24 protein-coding genes are annotated in these 16,566 nt (G+C 62.9%); 22 read left to right on the top strand and 2 right to left on the bottom strand.

The features are described from left to right. Nucleotides 1-253: 253 nt before the first annotated feature. From LNV08_RS11800 to LNV08_RS11775, 6 genes are all read left to right on the top strand, one after another. Nucleotides 254-829 carry an ankyrin repeat domain-containing protein gene (locus LNV08_RS11800; RefSeq protein WP_263533891.1) on the top strand — a complete coding sequence of 192 codons (576 nt, stop codon included), beginning with the start codon at nt 254-256 and terminating at the stop codon, nt 827-829. Between the two features lie 124 nt (nt 830-953). Beyond that, nucleotides 954-1,274 (top strand): putative holin, encoded by a 321-nt coding sequence (locus LNV08_RS11795; RefSeq protein ID WP_263533890.1) that lies wholly within the window; start codon nt 954-956, stop codon nt 1,272-1,274. Then, a complete protein-coding gene (locus tag LNV08_RS11790; protein WP_263533889.1) occupies nt 1,271-2,047 on the top strand; it encodes a transglycosylase SLT domain-containing protein in 777 nt (258 codons plus the stop codon). Before LNV08_RS11795 ends, LNV08_RS11790 begins: the two co-directional genes overlap by 4 nt. Next, on the top strand, nt 2,040-2,636 hold the full coding sequence (locus LNV08_RS11785; protein WP_263533888.1) for a hypothetical protein: 597 nt from the start codon (nt 2,040-2,042) through the stop codon (nt 2,634-2,636). Before LNV08_RS11790 ends, LNV08_RS11785 begins: the two co-directional genes overlap by 8 nt. Nucleotides 2,637-2,650: 14 nt before the next feature. Next, the gene (locus LNV08_RS11780; protein WP_263533887.1) at nt 2,651-2,971 is read left to right on the top strand and encodes a hypothetical protein; all 321 of its coding nucleotides are present in this window, start codon (nt 2,651-2,653) and stop codon (nt 2,969-2,971) included. 32 nt (nt 2,972-3,003) lie between these two features. Next, a complete protein-coding gene (locus tag LNV08_RS11775; protein WP_263533886.1) occupies nt 3,004-3,267 on the top strand; it encodes an ArsR family transcriptional regulator in 264 nt (87 codons plus the stop codon). A 165-nt stretch (nt 3,268-3,432) separates the two neighbouring features. On the opposite strand, the gene LNV08_RS11770 is transcribed toward LNV08_RS11775, so the two are convergent. Further along, the gene (locus tag LNV08_RS11770) at nt 3,433-3,630 is read right to left on the bottom strand and encodes a hypothetical protein (RefSeq protein WP_263533885.1); all 198 of its coding nucleotides are present in this window, start codon (nt 3,628-3,630) and stop codon (nt 3,433-3,435) included. A gap of 67 nt (nt 3,631-3,697) precedes the next feature. Between LNV08_RS11770 and LNV08_RS11765 the strand changes: the two genes are divergently transcribed. The 16 genes from LNV08_RS11765 (at nt 3,698) to LNV08_RS23175 (ending at nt 16,264) form a co-directional block, all read left to right on the top strand. Then, complete coding sequence (locus LNV08_RS11765) at nt 3,698-4,201, top strand: DUF1804 family protein (RefSeq protein WP_263533884.1); 504 nt, start codon at nt 3,698-3,700, stop codon at nt 4,199-4,201. A 12-nt stretch (nt 4,202-4,213) separates the two neighbouring features. Further along, entirely contained in the window at nt 4,214-5,851 is a 1,638-nt protein-coding gene (gene terL, locus LNV08_RS11760; protein WP_263533883.1) for a phage terminase large subunit, read from the top strand. Between the two features lie 3 nt (nt 5,852-5,854). Continuing rightward, on the top strand, nt 5,855-7,348 hold the full coding sequence (locus LNV08_RS11755) for a DUF935 domain-containing protein (RefSeq protein ID WP_263533882.1): 1,494 nt from the start codon (nt 5,855-5,857) through the stop codon (nt 7,346-7,348). Further along, nucleotides 7,348-8,958, top strand: coding sequence for a phage head morphogenesis protein (locus tag LNV08_RS11750; RefSeq protein ID WP_263533881.1), 1,611 nt, complete (start codon nt 7,348-7,350; stop codon nt 8,956-8,958). Before LNV08_RS11755 ends, LNV08_RS11750 begins: the two co-directional genes overlap by 1 nt. Next, nucleotides 8,955-9,308: a hypothetical protein gene (locus tag LNV08_RS11745; protein WP_263533880.1), complete on the top strand. Its 354-nt coding sequence runs from the start codon at nt 8,955-8,957 to the stop codon at nt 9,306-9,308. Before LNV08_RS11750 ends, LNV08_RS11745 begins: the two co-directional genes overlap by 4 nt. 16 nt (nt 9,309-9,324) lie before the next feature. Then, nucleotides 9,325-9,912, top strand: a complete 588-nt coding sequence (locus LNV08_RS11740) for a phage virion morphogenesis protein (protein WP_263533879.1) — start codon at nt 9,325-9,327, stop codon at nt 9,910-9,912. Between the two features lie 340 nt (nt 9,913-10,252). Further along, the gene (locus LNV08_RS11735) at nt 10,253-11,479 is read left to right on the top strand and encodes a peptidase (protein ID WP_263533878.1); all 1,227 of its coding nucleotides are present in this window, start codon (nt 10,253-10,255) and stop codon (nt 11,477-11,479) included. Between the two features lie 35 nt (nt 11,480-11,514). Then, nucleotides 11,515-11,970 carry a capsid cement protein gene (locus LNV08_RS11730; RefSeq protein WP_263533877.1) on the top strand — a complete coding sequence of 152 codons (456 nt, stop codon included), beginning with the start codon at nt 11,515-11,517 and terminating at the stop codon, nt 11,968-11,970. 55 nt (nt 11,971-12,025) lie between these two features. Continuing rightward, nucleotides 12,026-12,979, top strand: coding sequence for a major capsid protein (locus LNV08_RS11725; RefSeq protein ID WP_263533876.1), 954 nt, complete (start codon nt 12,026-12,028; stop codon nt 12,977-12,979). A gap of 12 nt (nt 12,980-12,991) precedes the next feature. Further along, entirely contained in the window at nt 12,992-13,318 is a 327-nt protein-coding gene (locus LNV08_RS11720; RefSeq protein WP_263533875.1) for a hypothetical protein, read from the top strand. Nucleotides 13,319-13,324: 6 nt separating this feature from the next. After that, nucleotides 13,325-13,756 (top strand): gp436 family protein, encoded by a 432-nt coding sequence (locus LNV08_RS11715; protein ID WP_263533874.1) that lies wholly within the window; start codon nt 13,325-13,327, stop codon nt 13,754-13,756. Nucleotides 13,757-13,768: 12 nt separating this feature from the next. After that, the gene (locus LNV08_RS11710) at nt 13,769-14,188 is read left to right on the top strand and encodes a hypothetical protein (protein WP_263533873.1); all 420 of its coding nucleotides are present in this window, start codon (nt 13,769-13,771) and stop codon (nt 14,186-14,188) included. A 3-nt stretch (nt 14,189-14,191) separates the two neighbouring features. Continuing rightward, nucleotides 14,192-14,413, top strand: a complete 222-nt coding sequence (locus LNV08_RS11705) for a hypothetical protein (RefSeq protein WP_263533872.1) — start codon at nt 14,192-14,194, stop codon at nt 14,411-14,413. A 79-nt stretch (nt 14,414-14,492) separates the two neighbouring features. Then, nucleotides 14,493-15,464: a phage tail tube protein gene (locus LNV08_RS11700; protein ID WP_263533871.1), complete on the top strand. Its 972-nt coding sequence runs from the start codon at nt 14,493-14,495 to the stop codon at nt 15,462-15,464. 81 nt (nt 15,465-15,545) lie between these two features. Next, nucleotides 15,546-15,917, top strand: coding sequence for a hypothetical protein (locus LNV08_RS11695; RefSeq protein WP_263533870.1), 372 nt, complete (start codon nt 15,546-15,548; stop codon nt 15,915-15,917). 134 nt (nt 15,918-16,051) lie between these two features. Beyond that, nucleotides 16,052-16,264, top strand: coding sequence for a DUF1799 domain-containing protein (locus tag LNV08_RS23175; protein ID WP_414858725.1), 213 nt, complete (start codon nt 16,052-16,054; stop codon nt 16,262-16,264). Between the two features lie 18 nt (nt 16,265-16,282). On the opposite strand, the gene LNV08_RS11690 is transcribed toward LNV08_RS23175, so the two are convergent. Further along, a complete protein-coding gene (locus LNV08_RS11690; RefSeq protein WP_263533869.1) occupies nt 16,283-16,555 on the bottom strand; it encodes a hypothetical protein in 273 nt (90 codons plus the stop codon). Nucleotides 16,556-16,566: the final 11 nt, after the last annotated feature.

Here is a 16,566-nt window from a genome sequence, read left to right as displayed (position 1 = left end):
CGGCAGCGGACATGGCCGCTGCAAAAAGCCCAAAATGCAATGAGCGCGGTGCGTAAGTCAGCAGATGCTGCTGCCGTCAAACCTGCGTCTGCCAAAGGTCTGCGTTCATGTCGCGTCATCATTGGCTGCGAACATTTCATGCGGACCAATAGGATGGCGGAATGCTGCGCGTGCGGCATCGCGCTTAAACAAATTGGGCGCATCCCGAGTTCACCACTTAGACCTCAATGATTTTCCTCATAGGCGACGTAACATGAAATTTTTCGGATATTTGCTTTTTGCATTAGGGCTTGTCATTGGCGGCGTAGCCCTGAACATGGACACCACGGTGGAGGCTGGAGGGCAAACGATCGGCAGTGGCGACTACGCTGTCACCGTACCGCAGTCGCGCATCCAGAACATCGGGCTTTTAGAAGATCGCCGAATGATGTTTTACGGCGCTGGACTGTCACTACTCTTAGGCTCAATTTTTGTGGGCTTCGGATCGCTCGCCACAAGGGTTCCAGCCGCAACCACTGCTGTCGCAGCAGCAAGTTCAACATTGCAGCCCGAACTCTTGCAAGCCTTCATTCAAGGTTCAGTAATTTCCCCGCACGACGTTGAAATTCTTGCGAAGCAAGCCGGCGAGCAAGCTTCAATCGTGGCAGCGAAAAGCAGAATGAACGGCAATTCTTTGCTGCACGTCGCCGCAAGTTATGGTTTGACAAGTGCCGCAAGCCTTCTACTTTCAGCTGGAGCTGATAGGGGTAACGTGAACGGGAATGGCCTACGTCCGTTTCAGCTTGCTTCCAACGACGAACTAGGGACGATGTTACGCGCCGAAAGTTAGTCAAACCACACCAGGTTACTCCGTCCAGCCCGCCCGGCTTTAATGCCCGGCGGGTTTTTTGATGCCTGGGTGATGGAGCCGCTCACCATGGCGGGGCCGCGCGCGCGCGAGCACGATGCGCGGCATGAATCGCATCTTCCTATCCCTCAAATCTTGGCTTCGTGCGCCGAAGCTGCCCCGCTTCAGCGCTGGGCTGGTGGTCGCGCTGCTCTTGCTGGTGGCCGTGTGGGCCATCGCGCCGCAGCAGTTGCCGGTGACGCTGTACAAGCTCACGCTGGTGACGATAGCGGCCGTGGCCGGCTACTGGCTGGACCGGGGCTTGTTCCCTTACGCCCGGCCTGACAAGGTCGCGCGCTGCATGGGTGACGCCGTGATCGCTGCCGCCATGCTGCGCCGCGCCGTGATCGTGGCAGCGGCGATGTTGGCGATGGGGCTCGGCGCGTGAAATACAACCACGGCAGCAGTAGCGGCAAGCCCCCGGCGCCTGGGTTTGTTCCCGGCGCCGGGGCCGGCGGGCGCGCTTGGTGTTGGCTGATGCTCGGCACCGTGGCGGTGTGGGGCTCTGCGCTGGCGGCGCTGGCCCTGTTGGCCGCATGGGCCTTGCTGCTGCCGCTGCTGCTGGTTTTGAGCGCCACGGCCCAGGCGCAGGGCGCGCCAGAGCTGGCCAGCCCGCCTGCGGCTGCGCACACCTACCGCGCCGCCTTGTTGCGCGCATCGCAAACCCAATGGGGGCTGGATGCCCCCGTTGCCGTGCTGGCCGCACAGGTTCACCAAGAAAGCGGCTGGAACCCTGCGGCCGTCAGCCGTGCCGGTGCGCGCGGCATGGCTCAGTTCATGCCGGCCACTGCGGCCTGGTGGTGCGCGAGGCCTGGCAGCGCAAGCTCGCCCCAAGATTGCCAACCCGATAACCCGACCTGGGCGCTGCGCGCCTTGGCCGGCTATGACAAATGGCTGTGGGACCGCTTGCCGGCCGACCTTGCCGAGGCTGACCGGGTTTGGGCCATGCTGCGCGCCTACAACGGTGGCTTGGGCCACTGGCAGGCCGAGAGCGCTTTGGCTGGCAGCACCCAGCGATTAAAGGTCGACGCCGCCTGTGGCCGCGCCCGACGCAATGTGCAGTTCTGTGATGAAAACCTGAGCTACCCGCGCCGCATCATGGTGGTGCTGCAGCCGCGTTACGGGGCCTGGGGCAAATCGGTGTGGGTGCGCAATGAGTAACGCCAGCCTAGCCGCCCGCCTTGCTGGTGCAGGCGCTGTGGCGCTGCTGCTCTTCGCGGCTGGCGCCTACTGCGGTGGCCTGCGCGCCAAGGCGCAACTCGCCGGGCTGCAAGCCGAGCACGCGCAACAGCGCGCCCAAGCGGTGCAAACCGCACTGGCGGCTGAGCAGATCGCCCGCGCCGCTGCCGACAGTTCGCAGGCCCGCTTGGCCGCGCTGCTGCAAACCAATGCCACCCTCACGCAGGAGAAAACCCTTGCACTTCAACAAGCCACTTTTGATCGCCCTTGCCTGGGCGGGCGTGCTCTGCGGGTGCTCAACGGCGCCCCCGGCCTACGTGTTGCCGAGCTGCCCAGCGGCGCCGCCCGGCCTGCTGATCCGGGTGGGACCGCTGCCTCCCATCCCGGCGCAGCCCGCGAGCCCGGCGAACTTGCCGAGTCCACAAAACTCGGCGAGCCTGACGAATGGGTCAGCAGTGACCGCGCCGTCGCCCATTGGATATTGAACGCCGGTGCCCAGTACGAGGCCTGCCGGGCTCGCCTGGATGCCTTGATCGACTACGAGACCCAAGCCCACCCGCCCACCCCTTGAGTTCAAACCCGCCCATGACTTTTTACGAAATCATCATTGCCTGCGTGGCCCTGTCCAACCTGTTGCTCACGCTGCTGTCGCTGCGGGCCAGCCACACCAAGGCTGCCACAGCTCGGCTAGACAGCATGGAGGCCAGCCTCAAAACCCGGCTGGATGGCCACGACGACGAGCTGGCCAACCAAGCCGCGCTGCTCAAAACAACCATCACCTACGAGCACCTGGCCGATGTGTACCGCGAAATCAAGGACTTGGCCGAGCAGGTGCACACCATGCTCGGCGAGCAGCGGCAAATCACGCAGCTGCTGCGCCAGTTGCTGTCTCAGCAATTGCGTTGAGCTGAGCCGCCTTGCCCTGGAACCCACCCCTCATGTCACACCGTGATTTAGCCGCCGCAAGACGCCGCCATGTGCTGGCCACGCTTTGGTTTGCCCCCGCGAGCACCGCCAATGTGCAGTGGTTGCAGCGCGAGCTGCTGACGCTGAGCAGCATCAATGCCAGCGCCGACCAGGTGCGAGGTGATTTGACCTGGCTGCAAGAACAAGGATTTGTGCAGTTCAGCCAAGACATGGCCAAAACCACCGAGCGCGGCGCCGATGTGGTGCGCGGCGCGGCGGCCTGGCCAGGCGAGTGAAGCCCGGCCCAACCATCGCCTCAATCGCCTCACACAGGAGTTCGCCCCATGAATTTACGCATGTTGCCGGCCGACAAGGCCAACCACGCGTCCGCATTCACCCAGCAAGCGCTTGCCGAGCTGGGTGTTGAGGGCTGCCAAGCGCGCTCTTGCGCACTTTTGCCTTCAGCCATGCAGCCGGATGCCCAGCTTGTCGGCGATCTTGTCCAGCAAGCTGCTTGTGTTGAAGTAGTCGGTGACCCCGACGACTGCACCGCATGAAGCACATTGAACAAACATCAGTTTGAACTTTGAGCCATTGGGCTCAGCCTCCTTCATCTCGAAGGCGTGGCTTGGGCATTTAGGGCAGGTTGATAGCGCCATAGGTGCAACTCCGATTGTTAATGCGACCGACTCTACCCGCAAGATTTGAAAGTTACGCCAACAGCCTATGTCCCACCCCCAAGAAACCCGCCATGCCCTGCGCGCCGCCTTTTTAGGCGGCTTGCCCATTGAGCAGGCCGCCCTCAAGGCCGACGTGCCACTGGCAACTGCGCGGCGCTGGAAGGCGGCCGCCGCATCCAAGGGTGACGACTGGGACAAGTTTCAGGCCGCCAGCTTGATCGTGGCCGGCGGCGGGTTTGACCAGGCCATGGGCCGGGTCGCCGCTGGCGTATTGCTGCGCTGTGAAGCGCTGCTGGATCGCATTGCGCAGGATGCCGAGATCGACCCCATCGAAGCCACCAAAGCCGTGGCCAGCTTGACCGACAGCCTCGCCAAAGCGCATGCCGCCGCCAAGCGCCTGATGCCGGTGACCGACCGTTACGCCGTGGCCATGGACGTACTCAAGCGCCTGGCCGAGCACACCATGGCCAAGAAACCCGGCGCGTTTGCGGCCGAGCTGGTGGAGTTGATAGAGGCCTTCGGCGTGGAGCTGGGCAAGGCTTACGGCTGATGGCTGCTGACCATGGCTAAGACCCGCAAATCCACCTTCACGGCCGACCTGGCCGAACTCGCCGCCTCGCTGCGCCAGCGCATTGAAGCCGAAGTCACGGGCTTCAGCCCCGATGCGGCCGCAGTTCAATCGCGCCGCTTGCAGGCGCAAGACGACTTTGGCTATTTCACGCTGACTTACTTTCCGCACTACATCCGCAGCCCGCACCGCAGCCGGCTGCATGATTATTTGTTTGCACGCCTGCCCGAGATCGTGGCAGCACCGACCGGGCAAACCGATGCGATCGCCGCCCCGCGCGGCGAGGCCAAGAGCACCTTGGTCAGCCAGCTGTTTGTGCTGTGGTGCCTGGTCACCAAGCGCAAGCGTTACCCCGTCATCGTGATGGACAGCATCGACCAGGCTTACCCGATGCTGGAGGCCATCAAGGCCGAGCTGGAGTTCAACCCTCGCCTTGCGCTGGACTTCCCCGAGCAGGTGGGCCAGGGCCGCGTCTGGCAGGCTGGCACCATCGTGACGCGGGGCGATGCCAAAGTGCAAGTAGCCGGCTCGGGCAAAAAGTTACGGGGCTTGCGGCATGGCCCTTACCGGCCGGACCTTTGCGTGTTGGACGATATCGAGAACGACGACCAGGTGCGCAACCCTGACCAGCGCGACAAGCTGCAAGCCTGGCTGAGCAAAACCGTGCTGCCCTTGGGCGGCGCGGGCGCCAAGTTCGATGTGGTCTACATCGGCACCATCTTGCATTACGACTCGGTCTTGAGTCGCACCTTGGCCAACCCGCTGTGGCGCGCGGCTCGCTTCAAAGCGCTGCTGGCCTGGCCCCAGGACATGACCCTGTGGGAGCGCTGGGAAGAAGCGCTGCGCAATTTCGGCGAAGCCGCGGCTGACGCCTTTTACGCCGCGCACCAGCAAGCCATGGATGCCGGTAGCGCCGTCAGCTGGGCGGCTCGCCCGCTTTTGGTGTTGATGAAAATCCGCGCCCGCGACGGCCACCACACCTTTGACTCCGAGTATCAAAACGACCCCGTGGCGGGCGACAGCGCGCCCTTCGCCAGCGCCATCAGCTACTGGGCGAGCTTGCCCGATTGCAGGCCGGCCGAGCTGATCTTCTTTGGCGCGGTGGACCCCAGCCTGGGCAAGGCTGGCGCCAGCCGCGACCCATCCGCCTTGCTGGTGGGCGCCTTGCACCGGCCGACAGGCGTGCTCTATGTGGTGGAGGCTTTGATCAAAAAGCGCCTGCCCGACAAGATCATCAGTGACGTGATCGAGCTGCAACGGCGTTACCGCTGTGCACTCTGGGTGGTGGAGTCGGTGCAGTTTCAGGAGTTCTTGCGCACCGAGCTGATCAAGCGCGCCCATGCGGCCAGCGTGCCCATGCCCGCGCGGGCCATCAGCCCGTCCAGCGACAAGCTGCTGCGCATTGAGTCGCTGCAGCCTCATATGCAAAACCAACAAATCTTGCTGCACAGCTCGCAGACAACGCTGGTAGAGCAGTTGCGCCACTTCCCCAAGGCCGACCACGACGATGGCCCCGACGCGCTGCAAATGCTGTGGATGGCCGCCACCAGTGGCCTGAGCCAAGTGGGCGTGGCCAGCCGACCAGGCCAGCACCGCAATGACCGCGACCGTCCAGACCTCAGAGGCTATTGATTCATGAACCCGATCCAATCCCGTGCCCTCACCAGCGGCCAAGTGGCCCGGCGCATTGATGCGCTGGATTACAACTTCATGGGCCTGCTGCTGCCCAACCCTGACCCCATCCTCAAAGCCACCGGCAAAGACATCAAGACCTACCGCGACATTGCGCGCGACAGCCATGTGGGTGCCTGCATCCGCCGCCGCAAGAGCGCCGTGAAGGCGCTGCAATGGGGGCTTGACCGGGGCCAAGCGCCAGCCCGTGTGGCCAAGGCCATCGCCGACATGCTGGCCGACCTGGACATGGAGCGCATCATTGGCAATGCCTTGGACGCGGCGCTGTTTGGTTACGCCCCGATGGAGATTGACTGGCGCGGCGGTGCTGGCGGGCGCTTCAAGGGCACCTGGGCAGCTGACGTGATTGCATTGCCGCCCGAGTGGTTTTGCTTTGACTCAGAGAACAACCTTCGCTTCAAAACCCGCGCCTCGCCGCTGTATGGCGAGCTACTACCCGAGCGTAAATTCTTGTTGCCGCGCCAAGACGCCACCTACCAGAACCCCTACGGACTGGGGGACCTGGCGCTGTGCTACTGGCCCACCATCTTCAAAAAAGGCGGCATGAAGTTCTGGCTGAACTTTGCCGAGAAGTTCGGCTCCACCTTTCTTTACGGCAAGCTACCCCGCAGCGCCGACGCGGCCGAGCGCCAGACGCTGCTGAGTGACCTGGAGGCACTGATTCAGAACGGCGTGGGCGTGATCCCCGAAGACGGCAGCGTGGCACCGCTGGAATCGGGCAGCAAGTCCGCCAGTTCCGACTTGTATGAGCGCCTGGTGCTGCACTGCCGGGGTGAGATCAGCATTGTGCTCACCGGCACCAATCAAACTGTAGAAGCCAGCGCCAACAAGGCCAGCGCCCACGCCGGCATGGATGTGGCCGGCGACTTGCGCGACGCTGACGGCGAAATCGTGGCCGCAGCCGTCAATCAGCTGATTCGCTGGACGGTGGCCATGAACTGGCCAGGCCAAGCCGCGCCCACCTTCAGCCTGTGGGACCAGGCGGCCAAGGACGAGTTGCAGGCCGCGCGCGACAAAAGCAACCATGAGGCGGGTGCGACCTTCACCAAATCGTTCTGGATGCGTAACTATGGCTATCAGGAGTCGGACCTGGTGGACGCTGCACCGCCTGTGGCCATGCCGACCAAGCCCGGCCAATTGAACGCCGTCGCGTTTGCTGCTCAAGCCGCCGCCGCTTTAGCCACCGAGCCATCCGACCCCACGCAGGCCGAGCAAGACGCGCTGGCCAGCGCCGCAGCACCCGTCTGGGGCCAATTGCTCGACCAGGTGAGCTTGCTTGTTGACCAGGCCGGTGACACAGCCGAGCTGCAAAACCTGCTGGTGGCGACTTATGGGGGCCTGCCCACTGATGAGCTGGTCAAGCTGATGGCTGCCGCCTTTGCGTTGGCTGAACTGAAGGGCATGAACGCCGTGCGCAGCCAGGCCGAGGCGGTCTGATGCCAAAGGCCGCTGCTTCGGCTGAATTTGGTTTCGGTACGCCTTTCGCTGAAGGCTTGGCCTTCTTCCGCGCCAAACTCAACTTGCCCACCGAGGTATGGGACGACATCAAGACCCGCGCCCATGACCGTGCCTTCATCGTGGCCGGTGCGGCCAAGGCTGACCTGCTGCAAGACCTGCGCGGCGCGGTGGACGCCGTGATTGAAAAAGACGGCCTGCACGCCTTTCGCCAGAACTTCAAGGCCATTGTGGCCAAGCACGGCTGGTCGGGCTGGACCGGCGAAGGCAGCGTCCGGGGCGAGGCCTGGCGCACTAAGGTGATCTACCAGACCAACTTGAGCACCAGTTACGCAGCCGGCCGCTATCAGCAGCTCACCGAGCCCGAGTTCGCCAAACTTCGCCCATTCTGGAAGTATGTGCACAGTGACAGCCAGTTGCACCCCCGGCACCTGCACTTGGCCTGGCACGGCCTGACCCTGCCCATCGAGCACCCGTTTTGGAAAACCCACTTCGCACCCAACGGCTGGGGCTGCCGCTGCGAGATCCACCCGGTGGCCGCCCCGGCGACCGGCGCCGCCACCGAGCCGCCCGCCGGATGGGAGCAGATCGACCCCAAGACTGGCGTGCAAGTGGGCATTGACAGGGGCTTTGACTATGCGCCTGGGGCAAACGTGGCCACGCCGCTGCAGGCATTGATAGACCAAAAGCTGATCAAGCTCGACACACCGCTGGCCGATGCACTCAGGCGTGCCATGGCGCCCACACTGGCCAGGGAAGCACAGGCGGCAGAGCAGGCGCTAGCGGTGGCGGCAAACGCTTCGTCATCGGCAATAAGGGCCAAGGTCGCACCGTCCATCACGCCCAAGTCGCTGGACGAAATCATTGCCGCCGGGCGCACAGTGACCAACGCCTTGCCCGATGGGGCCGCCAACCCAGCCGCTTGCCTGCAATCCCTGCAGGACCAATTGCGCCGTGCAGGCATCACCGGCACGGCCTGCGCTGTGGATGGCAAAGGCCTCGGGGCAACTCTGGTCAAAGAAGCCTCCAAACTCTACCCGGCGAGTTGGAACGCTGCGGCCGATGCGATGGGACCGCTCAAGGTTCGGGCCAAGGCGGGGTCGCGCGGCTTTGCCTGGACGGCTGATAAAGACTACCCCCGGATAAGAGACCCGTTTGGTTCGGTCCGCAGCATCTTGCAAGGCGAAGGCATGATGGAAGTGCGCACGGGCGACCTCGGCAATGCTGTGCATGAATACGCCCATCGGCTGCAGGCGGCTTTGCCCGAGCTGGATCAACTCTTTAGAGACCTGCACGCCCGTCGCACCGCCGGCCAGCCGCTGAAACGACTGATGGACTTGAAGCCAGAAATGCGTTACAAGTCCAATGAGCTGACCCGCGAAGACGGCTATATCAACCCCTATCAGGGCAAGGAATATGGACCGCGCGGTGCGCTTGAGGTCATGACCATGGCGTTTGAGTCGGTACTGGGCGCGGCCGGTGGCCCTTCGGCGAGTTGGGGTAAGGCCGAACGCAGCTTCAGCCAGCTGTGGTCAGCGGACAGAGAAATGTTTGACCTGGTTGTGGGCCTGTTACATCATTGGAAACCATGAAGTTTGATTTCAACTGCCGATCGCAAAGTGGCAATCCGCTGATGCCGGGGTTGGTCTTTTCGTGGAACCCGCTGACCGGCGAGGTCTCTGGCCCCGACGCTGACGAAGTGCGCAAGATGGCCACATGGGGCAGTGTGCCGGCACACCCGACGCCCTGGGCCTGGACGCTGGGGCCCGACCCGCTCAAGAGCTACACGGACATGGCCGCTGTCGTGGGCTCATATTGGAACTTGCCGCCCGAGCTGGTCCAGTACTACCCAGTGTGGGAAGAAGATGAGAGCATTCCCGAATTCACTTATGTTGACGCTGACGGTGTTGGACATATCGGGCGAGATCAGTTGATTTATTGAGCCGACGAGCCGCACCATGCTGAACATTGAAGTTCACGACCAAGCCGTGCAAGCCGCACTCACTGCTTTAAGTGAGCGGGTCACAAATATGCAGCCCGCCTTGCGTGTAATCGGTGAAGAAATCACCCAGCGGGCCGAGCATCGGTTTGAATCCAGCACCGGGCCGGATGGGCGCAGCTGGCTGCCCAAGAAGCATGCCGACAGCCGCAAAACCCTGGTGGGCAAAACAGGCCGGCTGCGCCAGCAGATCACTGCCAGCGCTGACCGGCAGGCGCTGACAGTGCGGGCCGGCACGCCCTATGCGGCCATTCATCAGTTCGGCGGCAAGATTGACCGGCCGGCCAAGCAAGTCACCGTGCGCCACCGCACCGACGCGAAGGGTAATTTGCTGCGCAGCGCCATCATGAATGGCAAGGGGCTGATCTTTGCCAAGAAAAGCCATAAACGTGCGCTTGAGCGCAGCTTTGAGGCCAAGGCTCACAGCATCATCATCCCGGCGCGCCCCTTCATGCCAGTGAAGGATGATGGCACTTTGTACCCCGCCGAGCAGGCAGAGATCATGGCCCAGATCAGTGCCTGGCTCAGTACCGGCAAAGTGGCTTGACAACCCGATTTAAGTGCGTTTTGATTTATAGCCCGTTTAAGGCTTTTTAGCCCCTTTAGGCTACTACCCCCGCACCGAAGGTGGAGTAACGCGGCATAGGCGAAAGTTACGCGGGTCTAGGGGCATTGGCATTCAGGGGCAAGGGTCAGCAGCCCGGCTGGGCGTGAATTTGGCACGCTCTGACCCAATCGGGGCTATCGGGCTTATCGGGGCAGTGGCCCACAACCCGACACCCACCAGCCGGCCATGCGCCGCGCGCGCGTGAGGCCAAACCGAAACCCTAGACTGGTGAAGCAGCTCGTCATGGCCACAATGCTTGGCGCCGATCAAAGTTCGGCCCATGCCTGCCGCCAAGCCCATCACCCTGATTACACCGACCGCTGCGAACCTTGCACCGGCTACGCTGCAATGCTTCAAGCCTGGCCGCCACACGGCCATGAACGGCAACACGCTGCAGTTCGCTGCCAGCGACTTGGCCGCCAGCGCGGCCGCCTACGACCCGGCCTTGCATGAAGCGCCGCTGGTGGTGGGCCACCCCGAACTGGACGGCCCGGCCTATGGCTGGGTGTCGCAGTTGGCATTTACCGATGGCGCACTGGAGGCCACCCCCCAGCAAGTAATGCCCGAATTTGCCGACGCGGTGAACGCAGGTACATATAAGAAGATCAGCGCGGCATTTTGGTCGCCCAATTCGCCGGGCAATCCGGTACCGGGCGTTTACTACCTGCGCCATGTGGGTTTCTTGGGTGGCGCAGCACCTGCCGTGAAAGGCATGCGCACGCCGACGCTCACGGCCGCATTCAGCGCCGACGCCGCCGACAGCGAAGGCGTGGTGGAGTTCAGCGAGTGGGACGACGTGGACAACGCCTCGCTGTGGCGCGGCCTGCGTGACTGGCTGCTGACCAAGTTCGGCGCGGCCGACGCTGACAGCGCCATTCCTCCCTACCTGGTCGCCAGCGTTGAGCGCGGCGCTCAGGCCGAATTGGCTGCAGCTCAAACCGCAGTCGCCCCGGCGCCCGCCGCCTTGCCGGCATTTGCGGCCCCTATCCACCCAACGGAGATCACCGTGACCCCTGAAGAAAAAGCCACCCTCGAAGCTGAAAACACACGCCTGCGCCAAGAGCTGGCCAACGCCGCCACGGCCGCCGCCAAAGCCCGGCTTGACGCCGCGCATGCCGAAGGCGTGGCGTTCGCCGAGGGCTTGGCGGCCCAGAAAATTCTGGGCAGCGCCGAAATTGAAGTTGTGGTGAGCGCCTTGGATGCGATCGCCGCTCACGCTGAGTCCTCGGGCGCGGTGTTGCAGTTTGGCGAAGGCGAAGCCAAAGCGCCGCTGCTGCCTGCCTTCAAGGCCTTGTTGAGTGCACGCCCGCCTTTGGTGGAGGGCGGCATGCGCGCTACAAACGGCCGCGCAGCTGGCGGTGAGCAAGAGGGCCCAGTGGCCTTCGCAGCGCCTCCCGGCGCCATCGTGCGACCTGAGCGAGGCGCCTTGCTAGTCAAAGTCCAGGACTACCAGCGCGCCCATCCGGGCACTGATTTTGTAGCGGCCTGCCGCGCTGTTGGCGCCTGAGCACTCCTCCGTAACTTTTAGAAAGACAAAACACCATGTCGCAACAAGGAATCCCACTGCTTTGCCTGTCAATCGTGGCCGTCGGCGCAATCGCTGTGTACCGGGGCGTCGGCTTTAACCAGGCACAAGCCACCGTTGCCGGCCAAAAGGTCATGGGCATCTCACGCCGACCTGGCGCTTCGGGCACCGAGTTGGAGGTAGTGACCAAGGGCACCGCCGTCTGTGAGGCCGGGGCCGCCATTGCGGTAGGGGCAGCGCTGGCCATGGACGCCGCCGGGCGGGTGATCACGGCCAGTGCGCTGACCGGCGCGGTGGGCACCTTGGCCGTAGCGGCAGGCGGTACAGCCGTGACATCGGCAGTGGCCAACGGCGCGGGCTCGGTTTCCGGCGCCCCGACCTTCACGGGTGGTGACCTGCCTCAGTACATCGTCGGCTATGCGTTGCAGGCTGCCGGCGCTGCCGGTGAATTCATCGAAATCTTGATGAACTGATCGCGCCCCACTGCGCTCTTTTCGCCCCATCTTCCCTTCTTAACGGAGCACCAAAATGCCAACCAGCAACGCAGGCGCGCGGATCGTTGATCCCATCCTGACCAATATCGCCCAAGGCTATTCCAGCATGGAATTCGTGGGCAACAATTTGTTCCCTGAAGTCTATGTCGGCGCAGCAGGCGGGCAGATCGTGGAGTTCGACCGCGACGCCTTTCGCCTGTACACCACCCGCCGCTCGCCGGGCGGCAGCACCCGTGAAATTTTGTTCGGCTACTCGGGCAAGCCTTTTGCGCTGGCCAATCATCGGCTGCAAGGCGTCATCCCTCGGGAACACCAGCGCGACGCATCGGCCGTGGCTGGTATTGCGCTTGACCAGGTAGGCATTGAAGGCACGATGCGGGCGATCCGCTTGGCACTGGAAGTCGAGCAGGCCAATTTGGCATTCACGCCCGGTAACTACGGTGCAGCGAACAAATCGGCCGTGCTGGCCGGCGCTGCCAAATGGAGCGCAGCCACCGGCACGCCTTTGACCGACGTGGACGCCGGCCGGGAAGCGGTTCGCGCAGCTTGCGGCCTCTATCCCAATGTGCTGGTGATGAGTGCGCCGGTGTTCAATGCTTGCAAGAACAACCCCAACGTGGTCAATCGGTTTCAATACAACGGCCAAAACGGAATGGACGCCACGCAGATCACGCCCGCGATGTTGGCCGGCCTGTTCAATGTAGGCAAAGTGGTGGTGGGTGCTGCCGTGTATTGGAACGACGTTGGCGTAGCTCAGGACATCTGGGGCAATTACGCCGTGTTGGCCTATGTGCCACAGAACGGCCAAGGTTTGCGCAGCCGCTATGACCCCAGCTTTGGCTACACCTACGTCATGCAGGGCCACCCCATGGCTGAAGAGCCGTTCTGGGACAACGACAAGGCGTCTTGGAAGTACCCCGTCGAGATGGAACGCGCAGCGGTGCTCAGCGGCATTGCTGCGGGCTACATCATCCAGACGCCTAACTGAGGGAGCTGCCAAATGCGCTTGATTGCAATTGAAGCCATACGCGTGGCGGCTGACATGACTTTGGAGCCGGGCGACGAATTCGAGCCTCGGGACCACGGGATTAGTTTGCGCGGTGCGGGCGAACTGCTCGCCATCGGCGCTGCCCAGGAAGCGCCACCGCGCGTTGAGCTGGTGGCCCAGCTTGCCTCGGCAGAGTCCGGGGGCGAGGTGCCCGCGCGCGAGCCTGCGCCTTTGCCCAAGCCCGAATCTGAGCCTGAGCCTGCGCCTGCGTCCGAGCCTGTGGCTGCGCCTGAGTCGCAGCCAGCCTCAGAAACAAAGCCAAAGCCAGCCCGCAAGTAACTTGCCATGACCTACGCCACCCAACAAGACCTCGTTGATCGCTTCGGCTCCCAAGAGCTGGCGCAACTGACCGACCCGACGGCCGGCGTCACGATCAATGTGGTGACGGTGGCGCGAGCCCTGGCTGACGCAGATGCCGACATTGACACCCGCTTGGCTGTGCGCTATTCGCTGCCCCTGGGCAGTGTGCCGGCCGTGCTGGTGAGAGTGGCTGCTGATTTGGCGCGTTACTATTTGGCCGACCTGCGAGCAACCGAGCAGGTGCGCAATCGCTACAAAGAGGCGGTGGCGGTGCTGGACAAGATTGGCAGCGGCGCGATCGCGCTGCCCACGGCTGCGCTGCTGGCGCCAGCCGCTGGCGCGCAAGCGGTGGCCGTGCGGGCGCCAGCGCAGCAGTTCGGCAGTGCGCTGCTGGACCGGTTTGCGCCGCCGCAATGAGGTGTCCTTGATATGGACATGACGCCCATCATTGCCCGCCTCAAGGCACAACTGACCGGCTTTGTGCTGATCAGTGGGGTGGCCGACTTGGATGCCGCCATCGCCAGCACCTCGGTGGCGCCAGCGGCCTACTGCCTGCCCTTGGCGGAGTCGGCCGAGGGGCCGGACATGCTGGGTGTGCATCACCAGCGCATCGCGCAGGAGTTTGGCGTGGTGCTGGTGATCAGCAATTTGCGCGACGCCACCGGCACGGCAGCCGCTGCCGACCTGGCGGCCAAGCGCATCGCCCTGCGTGCAGCGCTGATGGGCTGGGTGCCTGACGCCAGCAACGGCGAGCCAGTGAGCTTCACGTCAGGGCGAATTTTGAGGTTTGAAAACCAGCAGCTCTGGTGGACAGACGAGTTTCGTGTGAAAACTGATTACAGGATTTGAACCATGGCCAAGACGAATAAAGACCTTCCCGGCGTTACTGCATCGGGTCAGCCTGGCACTGAGCCAAACGCTGCAGCCGGCGTGGCTTCCAGCGCCGCCGAGCTGCCCACGAGCCCCGAGGTGCTGGAACCCACCTCGAATCCGCCGGGCGGCGGCTCTTGGCGCTGGGACTCGGCCGCGCCGGGTGCTTGGGTGGCCAATGAGCCTGGGCCTGATGCCGCGTAAGCAGCAGCGCCCGCAACTGCGCCAGCGGCCTAACGCGGCGCATACCAGCACCCCATTAATTTAGAAACAGGAGGCCCGCATGGCCCGCTATATCCGCAACACCGTCATTTTGGCCAAGGTCGAAGTTACGCCTGGCACCGATGCTGCGCCCACCGGCGCGGCTGATGCTGTCTTGATCAGTGACATGAGCATCACGCCGCTGGATGCCAAAAACATTGATCGCGCTTTGACGCGCGGCTACTTTGGCGGTGCTGAACAGCTGACCGGGCCTGCTTCTGTCAAGTGCGCGTTCACGGTCGAGTTGGCCGGCTCAGGCACGGCGGCTACGGCGCCGGCTTGGGGTGATTTGCTGATTGGCTGCGCGATGGCCGAGGCGCTACTGGCTACGCCAAACCGTGTCGAGTACACGCCGGTGTCCACGCTGCTCAAGACCTTGACGATCTACTACCACCTGGACGGCGTGCTGCACAAGCTGCTGGGCGCGATGGGCACTTGTTCGCTGAGCGCCAAAGTGGGCGAGCGGCCCGTCTTGAAGTTTGAGTTCATCGGCTTGGACGGTGGCGTCAGTGCCGTCGCCAATGCATCCCCCACGATGACGCCGTGGAAGACGCCGCCAGCCATGACAAAGGCCAATGTTGTGGACATCACCCTGGGCGCCACCTATTCGCTCGGCGCCATCGCCAGCGGTGTTATCTACCCCAGCACGGGTCTGGAGATTCAGTTTGGCAACCAGGTCAGTTACACGCCGCTGTTGAGCTCGGAGCGGGTGGACATCACCGATCGTGCAATGACCGGCCATGTCGACTTGGACCTTACCGCCGCCCAGGCTGTCACCTTCATGGCCACCGTCAAAGCCAACACCACGCAAAGCTTGGCGCTGACCATCGGCCTGGCGGCCGGCAACAAGATCATCCTGCACGCTCCGGCGGTCCAGTTGATCAGCCCAACGACCGTGGAACTCAACGGCTCGGCGCTGTGCGGGTATGACCTGCGCTTGGTGCCCTCGGCAGGTGGCGCGGGCAATGACGAACTGCGCATCGTGACGCAATAGGCCTCACTCATTACAACTAAAAACGCTCAGTTACGGCGTTACTGACTTCGACACTTTTCACTAAAAACCAATTCAATCGCTATGTCTTACACCCTCACCGTCGCCCCTGTAATCGAATTGCCGATCAAGTTCAGCACCTCCGACAGTGATCAAAACCAGATCGGCAAGAAGACCGAGTTCTTCTTTCATCTGCGCGCAAAACGCATGGACCAAGCAGCCCTGCGTGCCGCCATGAATGATACCGATCTGCCCACAAAGGATCTGTTGCAACAGCAGATCGTCGGTTGGCGTGGTCAAAGGCTGGTGCAAAACGGCTCCGGCGAAATGGCAGAGTTCACGGCCGAGGCCTTCGACTGCATGTTGTCGCTGGTGGGCATAGAGCAGCTGATTTTGAATGCCTATCTACGCGCTGTTGTGCAAGCGGACAGCTTGGCGGAGAAAGCAAAAAACTAAGTGAGGCCGCGCGGCTGTGGGCACGCGGCGAACTCAAAAGCCACAACGATGAAGCTGCAGCTGATGTCGACGACGCGCTTGCTGCCTTTGGCCTCAAGGCCGAGGTCGTTGTTCCTGTCGATGAGCCGTATTACTTGTGGCCTGAGCATGTGCCCGCGTTCGAGTTGTGGATGCAAGTGCAAACGCAATGGCAGGTCAGCATGGCAGGGCCAACGGGGCTTGACTATGCCGGCGTTGAGGCCCTCATGCGCATCAAGCGCGTCATGCGGCCAAAGCTGCGGTTTTTGCAGTTGCAGGCAATGGAGCGTGGCGCGCTACAGGGGTGGGCTGAAATGCGTGAAAAGTAACGCCAGCCGAGCGAAGCTTCAGGCGCGCCAAGCCGATACAAGCCATGCCCAAACCACCCACAGTGAAAAACTTCCCGTAAGCAGGCCGAGCAGCCAAAGCGGCGAATGCAAGTTGAAATACGTCATCGGCACCATGACGAACACGGTGCCCGCGAGCGTCCAGTCCGACACATGCAAGGCCGGCGAGACCCAAGGAAACGCACCACCTGGCCAAGCCTTCGCTGCTCCGACGCGGGGAGCAAATGCAAAGACGCCCGCAATGCTGATCAATAAGAAGGCAGTTTCGAACATGAGCCGGAGTA

Origin of the sequence: Paucibacter sp. TC2R-5, assembly GCF_025717605.1 — a bacterium.
Taxonomy (GTDB): domain Bacteria; phylum Pseudomonadota; class Gammaproteobacteria; order Burkholderiales; family Burkholderiaceae_C; genus Paucibacter_A; species Paucibacter_A albus.
This window is presented reverse-complemented; position numbering and strand designations above follow the sequence as displayed.

Bases quoted from the DNA above. Each gene is read 5' to 3' on its own strand.
- LNV08_RS11780 (WP_263533887.1), top strand. From the start codon at position 2,651: ATGACTTTTTACGAAATCATCATTGCCTGCGTGGCCCTGTCCAACCTG.
- LNV08_RS11710 (WP_263533873.1), top strand. From the start codon at position 13,769: ATGGACATGACGCCCATCATTGCCCGCCTCAAGGCACAACTGACCGGC.
- LNV08_RS11800 (WP_263533891.1), top strand. From the start codon at position 254: ATGAAATTTTTCGGATATTTGCTTTTTGCATTAGGGCTTGTCATTGGC.
- LNV08_RS11745 (WP_263533880.1), top strand. From the start codon at position 8,955: ATGAAGTTTGATTTCAACTGCCGATCGCAAAGTGGCAATCCGCTGATG.
- LNV08_RS11785 (WP_263533888.1), top strand. From the start codon at position 2,040: ATGAGTAACGCCAGCCTAGCCGCCCGCCTTGCTGGTGCAGGCGCTGTG.
- LNV08_RS11695 (WP_263533870.1), top strand. From the start codon at position 15,546: ATGTCTTACACCCTCACCGTCGCCCCTGTAATCGAATTGCCGATCAAG.
- LNV08_RS11715 (WP_263533874.1), top strand. From the start codon at position 13,325: ATGACCTACGCCACCCAACAAGACCTCGTTGATCGCTTCGGCTCCCAA.
- LNV08_RS11705 (WP_263533872.1), top strand. From the start codon at position 14,192: ATGGCCAAGACGAATAAAGACCTTCCCGGCGTTACTGCATCGGGTCAG.
- LNV08_RS11755 (WP_263533882.1), top strand. From the start codon at position 5,855: ATGAACCCGATCCAATCCCGTGCCCTCACCAGCGGCCAAGTGGCCCGG.
- LNV08_RS11795 (WP_263533890.1), top strand. From the start codon at position 954: ATGAATCGCATCTTCCTATCCCTCAAATCTTGGCTTCGTGCGCCGAAG.
- LNV08_RS11750 (WP_263533881.1), top strand. From the start codon at position 7,348: ATGCCAAAGGCCGCTGCTTCGGCTGAATTTGGTTTCGGTACGCCTTTC.
- LNV08_RS11775 (WP_263533886.1), top strand. From the start codon at position 3,004: ATGTCACACCGTGATTTAGCCGCCGCAAGACGCCGCCATGTGCTGGCC.
- LNV08_RS11770 (WP_263533885.1), bottom strand. From the start codon at position 3,630: ATGGCGCTATCAACCTGCCCTAAATGCCCAAGCCACGCCTTCGAGATG.
- LNV08_RS11720 (WP_263533875.1), top strand. From the start codon at position 12,992: ATGCGCTTGATTGCAATTGAAGCCATACGCGTGGCGGCTGACATGACT.
- LNV08_RS11700 (WP_263533871.1), top strand. From the start codon at position 14,493: ATGGCCCGCTATATCCGCAACACCGTCATTTTGGCCAAGGTCGAAGTT.
- LNV08_RS11725 (WP_263533876.1), top strand. From the start codon at position 12,026: ATGCCAACCAGCAACGCAGGCGCGCGGATCGTTGATCCCATCCTGACC.
- LNV08_RS11740 (WP_263533879.1), top strand. From the start codon at position 9,325: ATGCTGAACATTGAAGTTCACGACCAAGCCGTGCAAGCCGCACTCACT.
- LNV08_RS11730 (WP_263533877.1), top strand. From the start codon at position 11,515: ATGTCGCAACAAGGAATCCCACTGCTTTGCCTGTCAATCGTGGCCGTC.
- LNV08_RS11765 (WP_263533884.1), top strand. From the start codon at position 3,698: ATGTCCCACCCCCAAGAAACCCGCCATGCCCTGCGCGCCGCCTTTTTA.
- LNV08_RS11735 (WP_263533878.1), top strand. From the start codon at position 10,253: ATGCCTGCCGCCAAGCCCATCACCCTGATTACACCGACCGCTGCGAAC.
- terL (WP_263533883.1), top strand. From the start codon at position 4,214: ATGGCTAAGACCCGCAAATCCACCTTCACGGCCGACCTGGCCGAACTC.
- LNV08_RS11690 (WP_263533869.1), bottom strand. From the start codon at position 16,555: ATGTTCGAAACTGCCTTCTTATTGATCAGCATTGCGGGCGTCTTTGCA.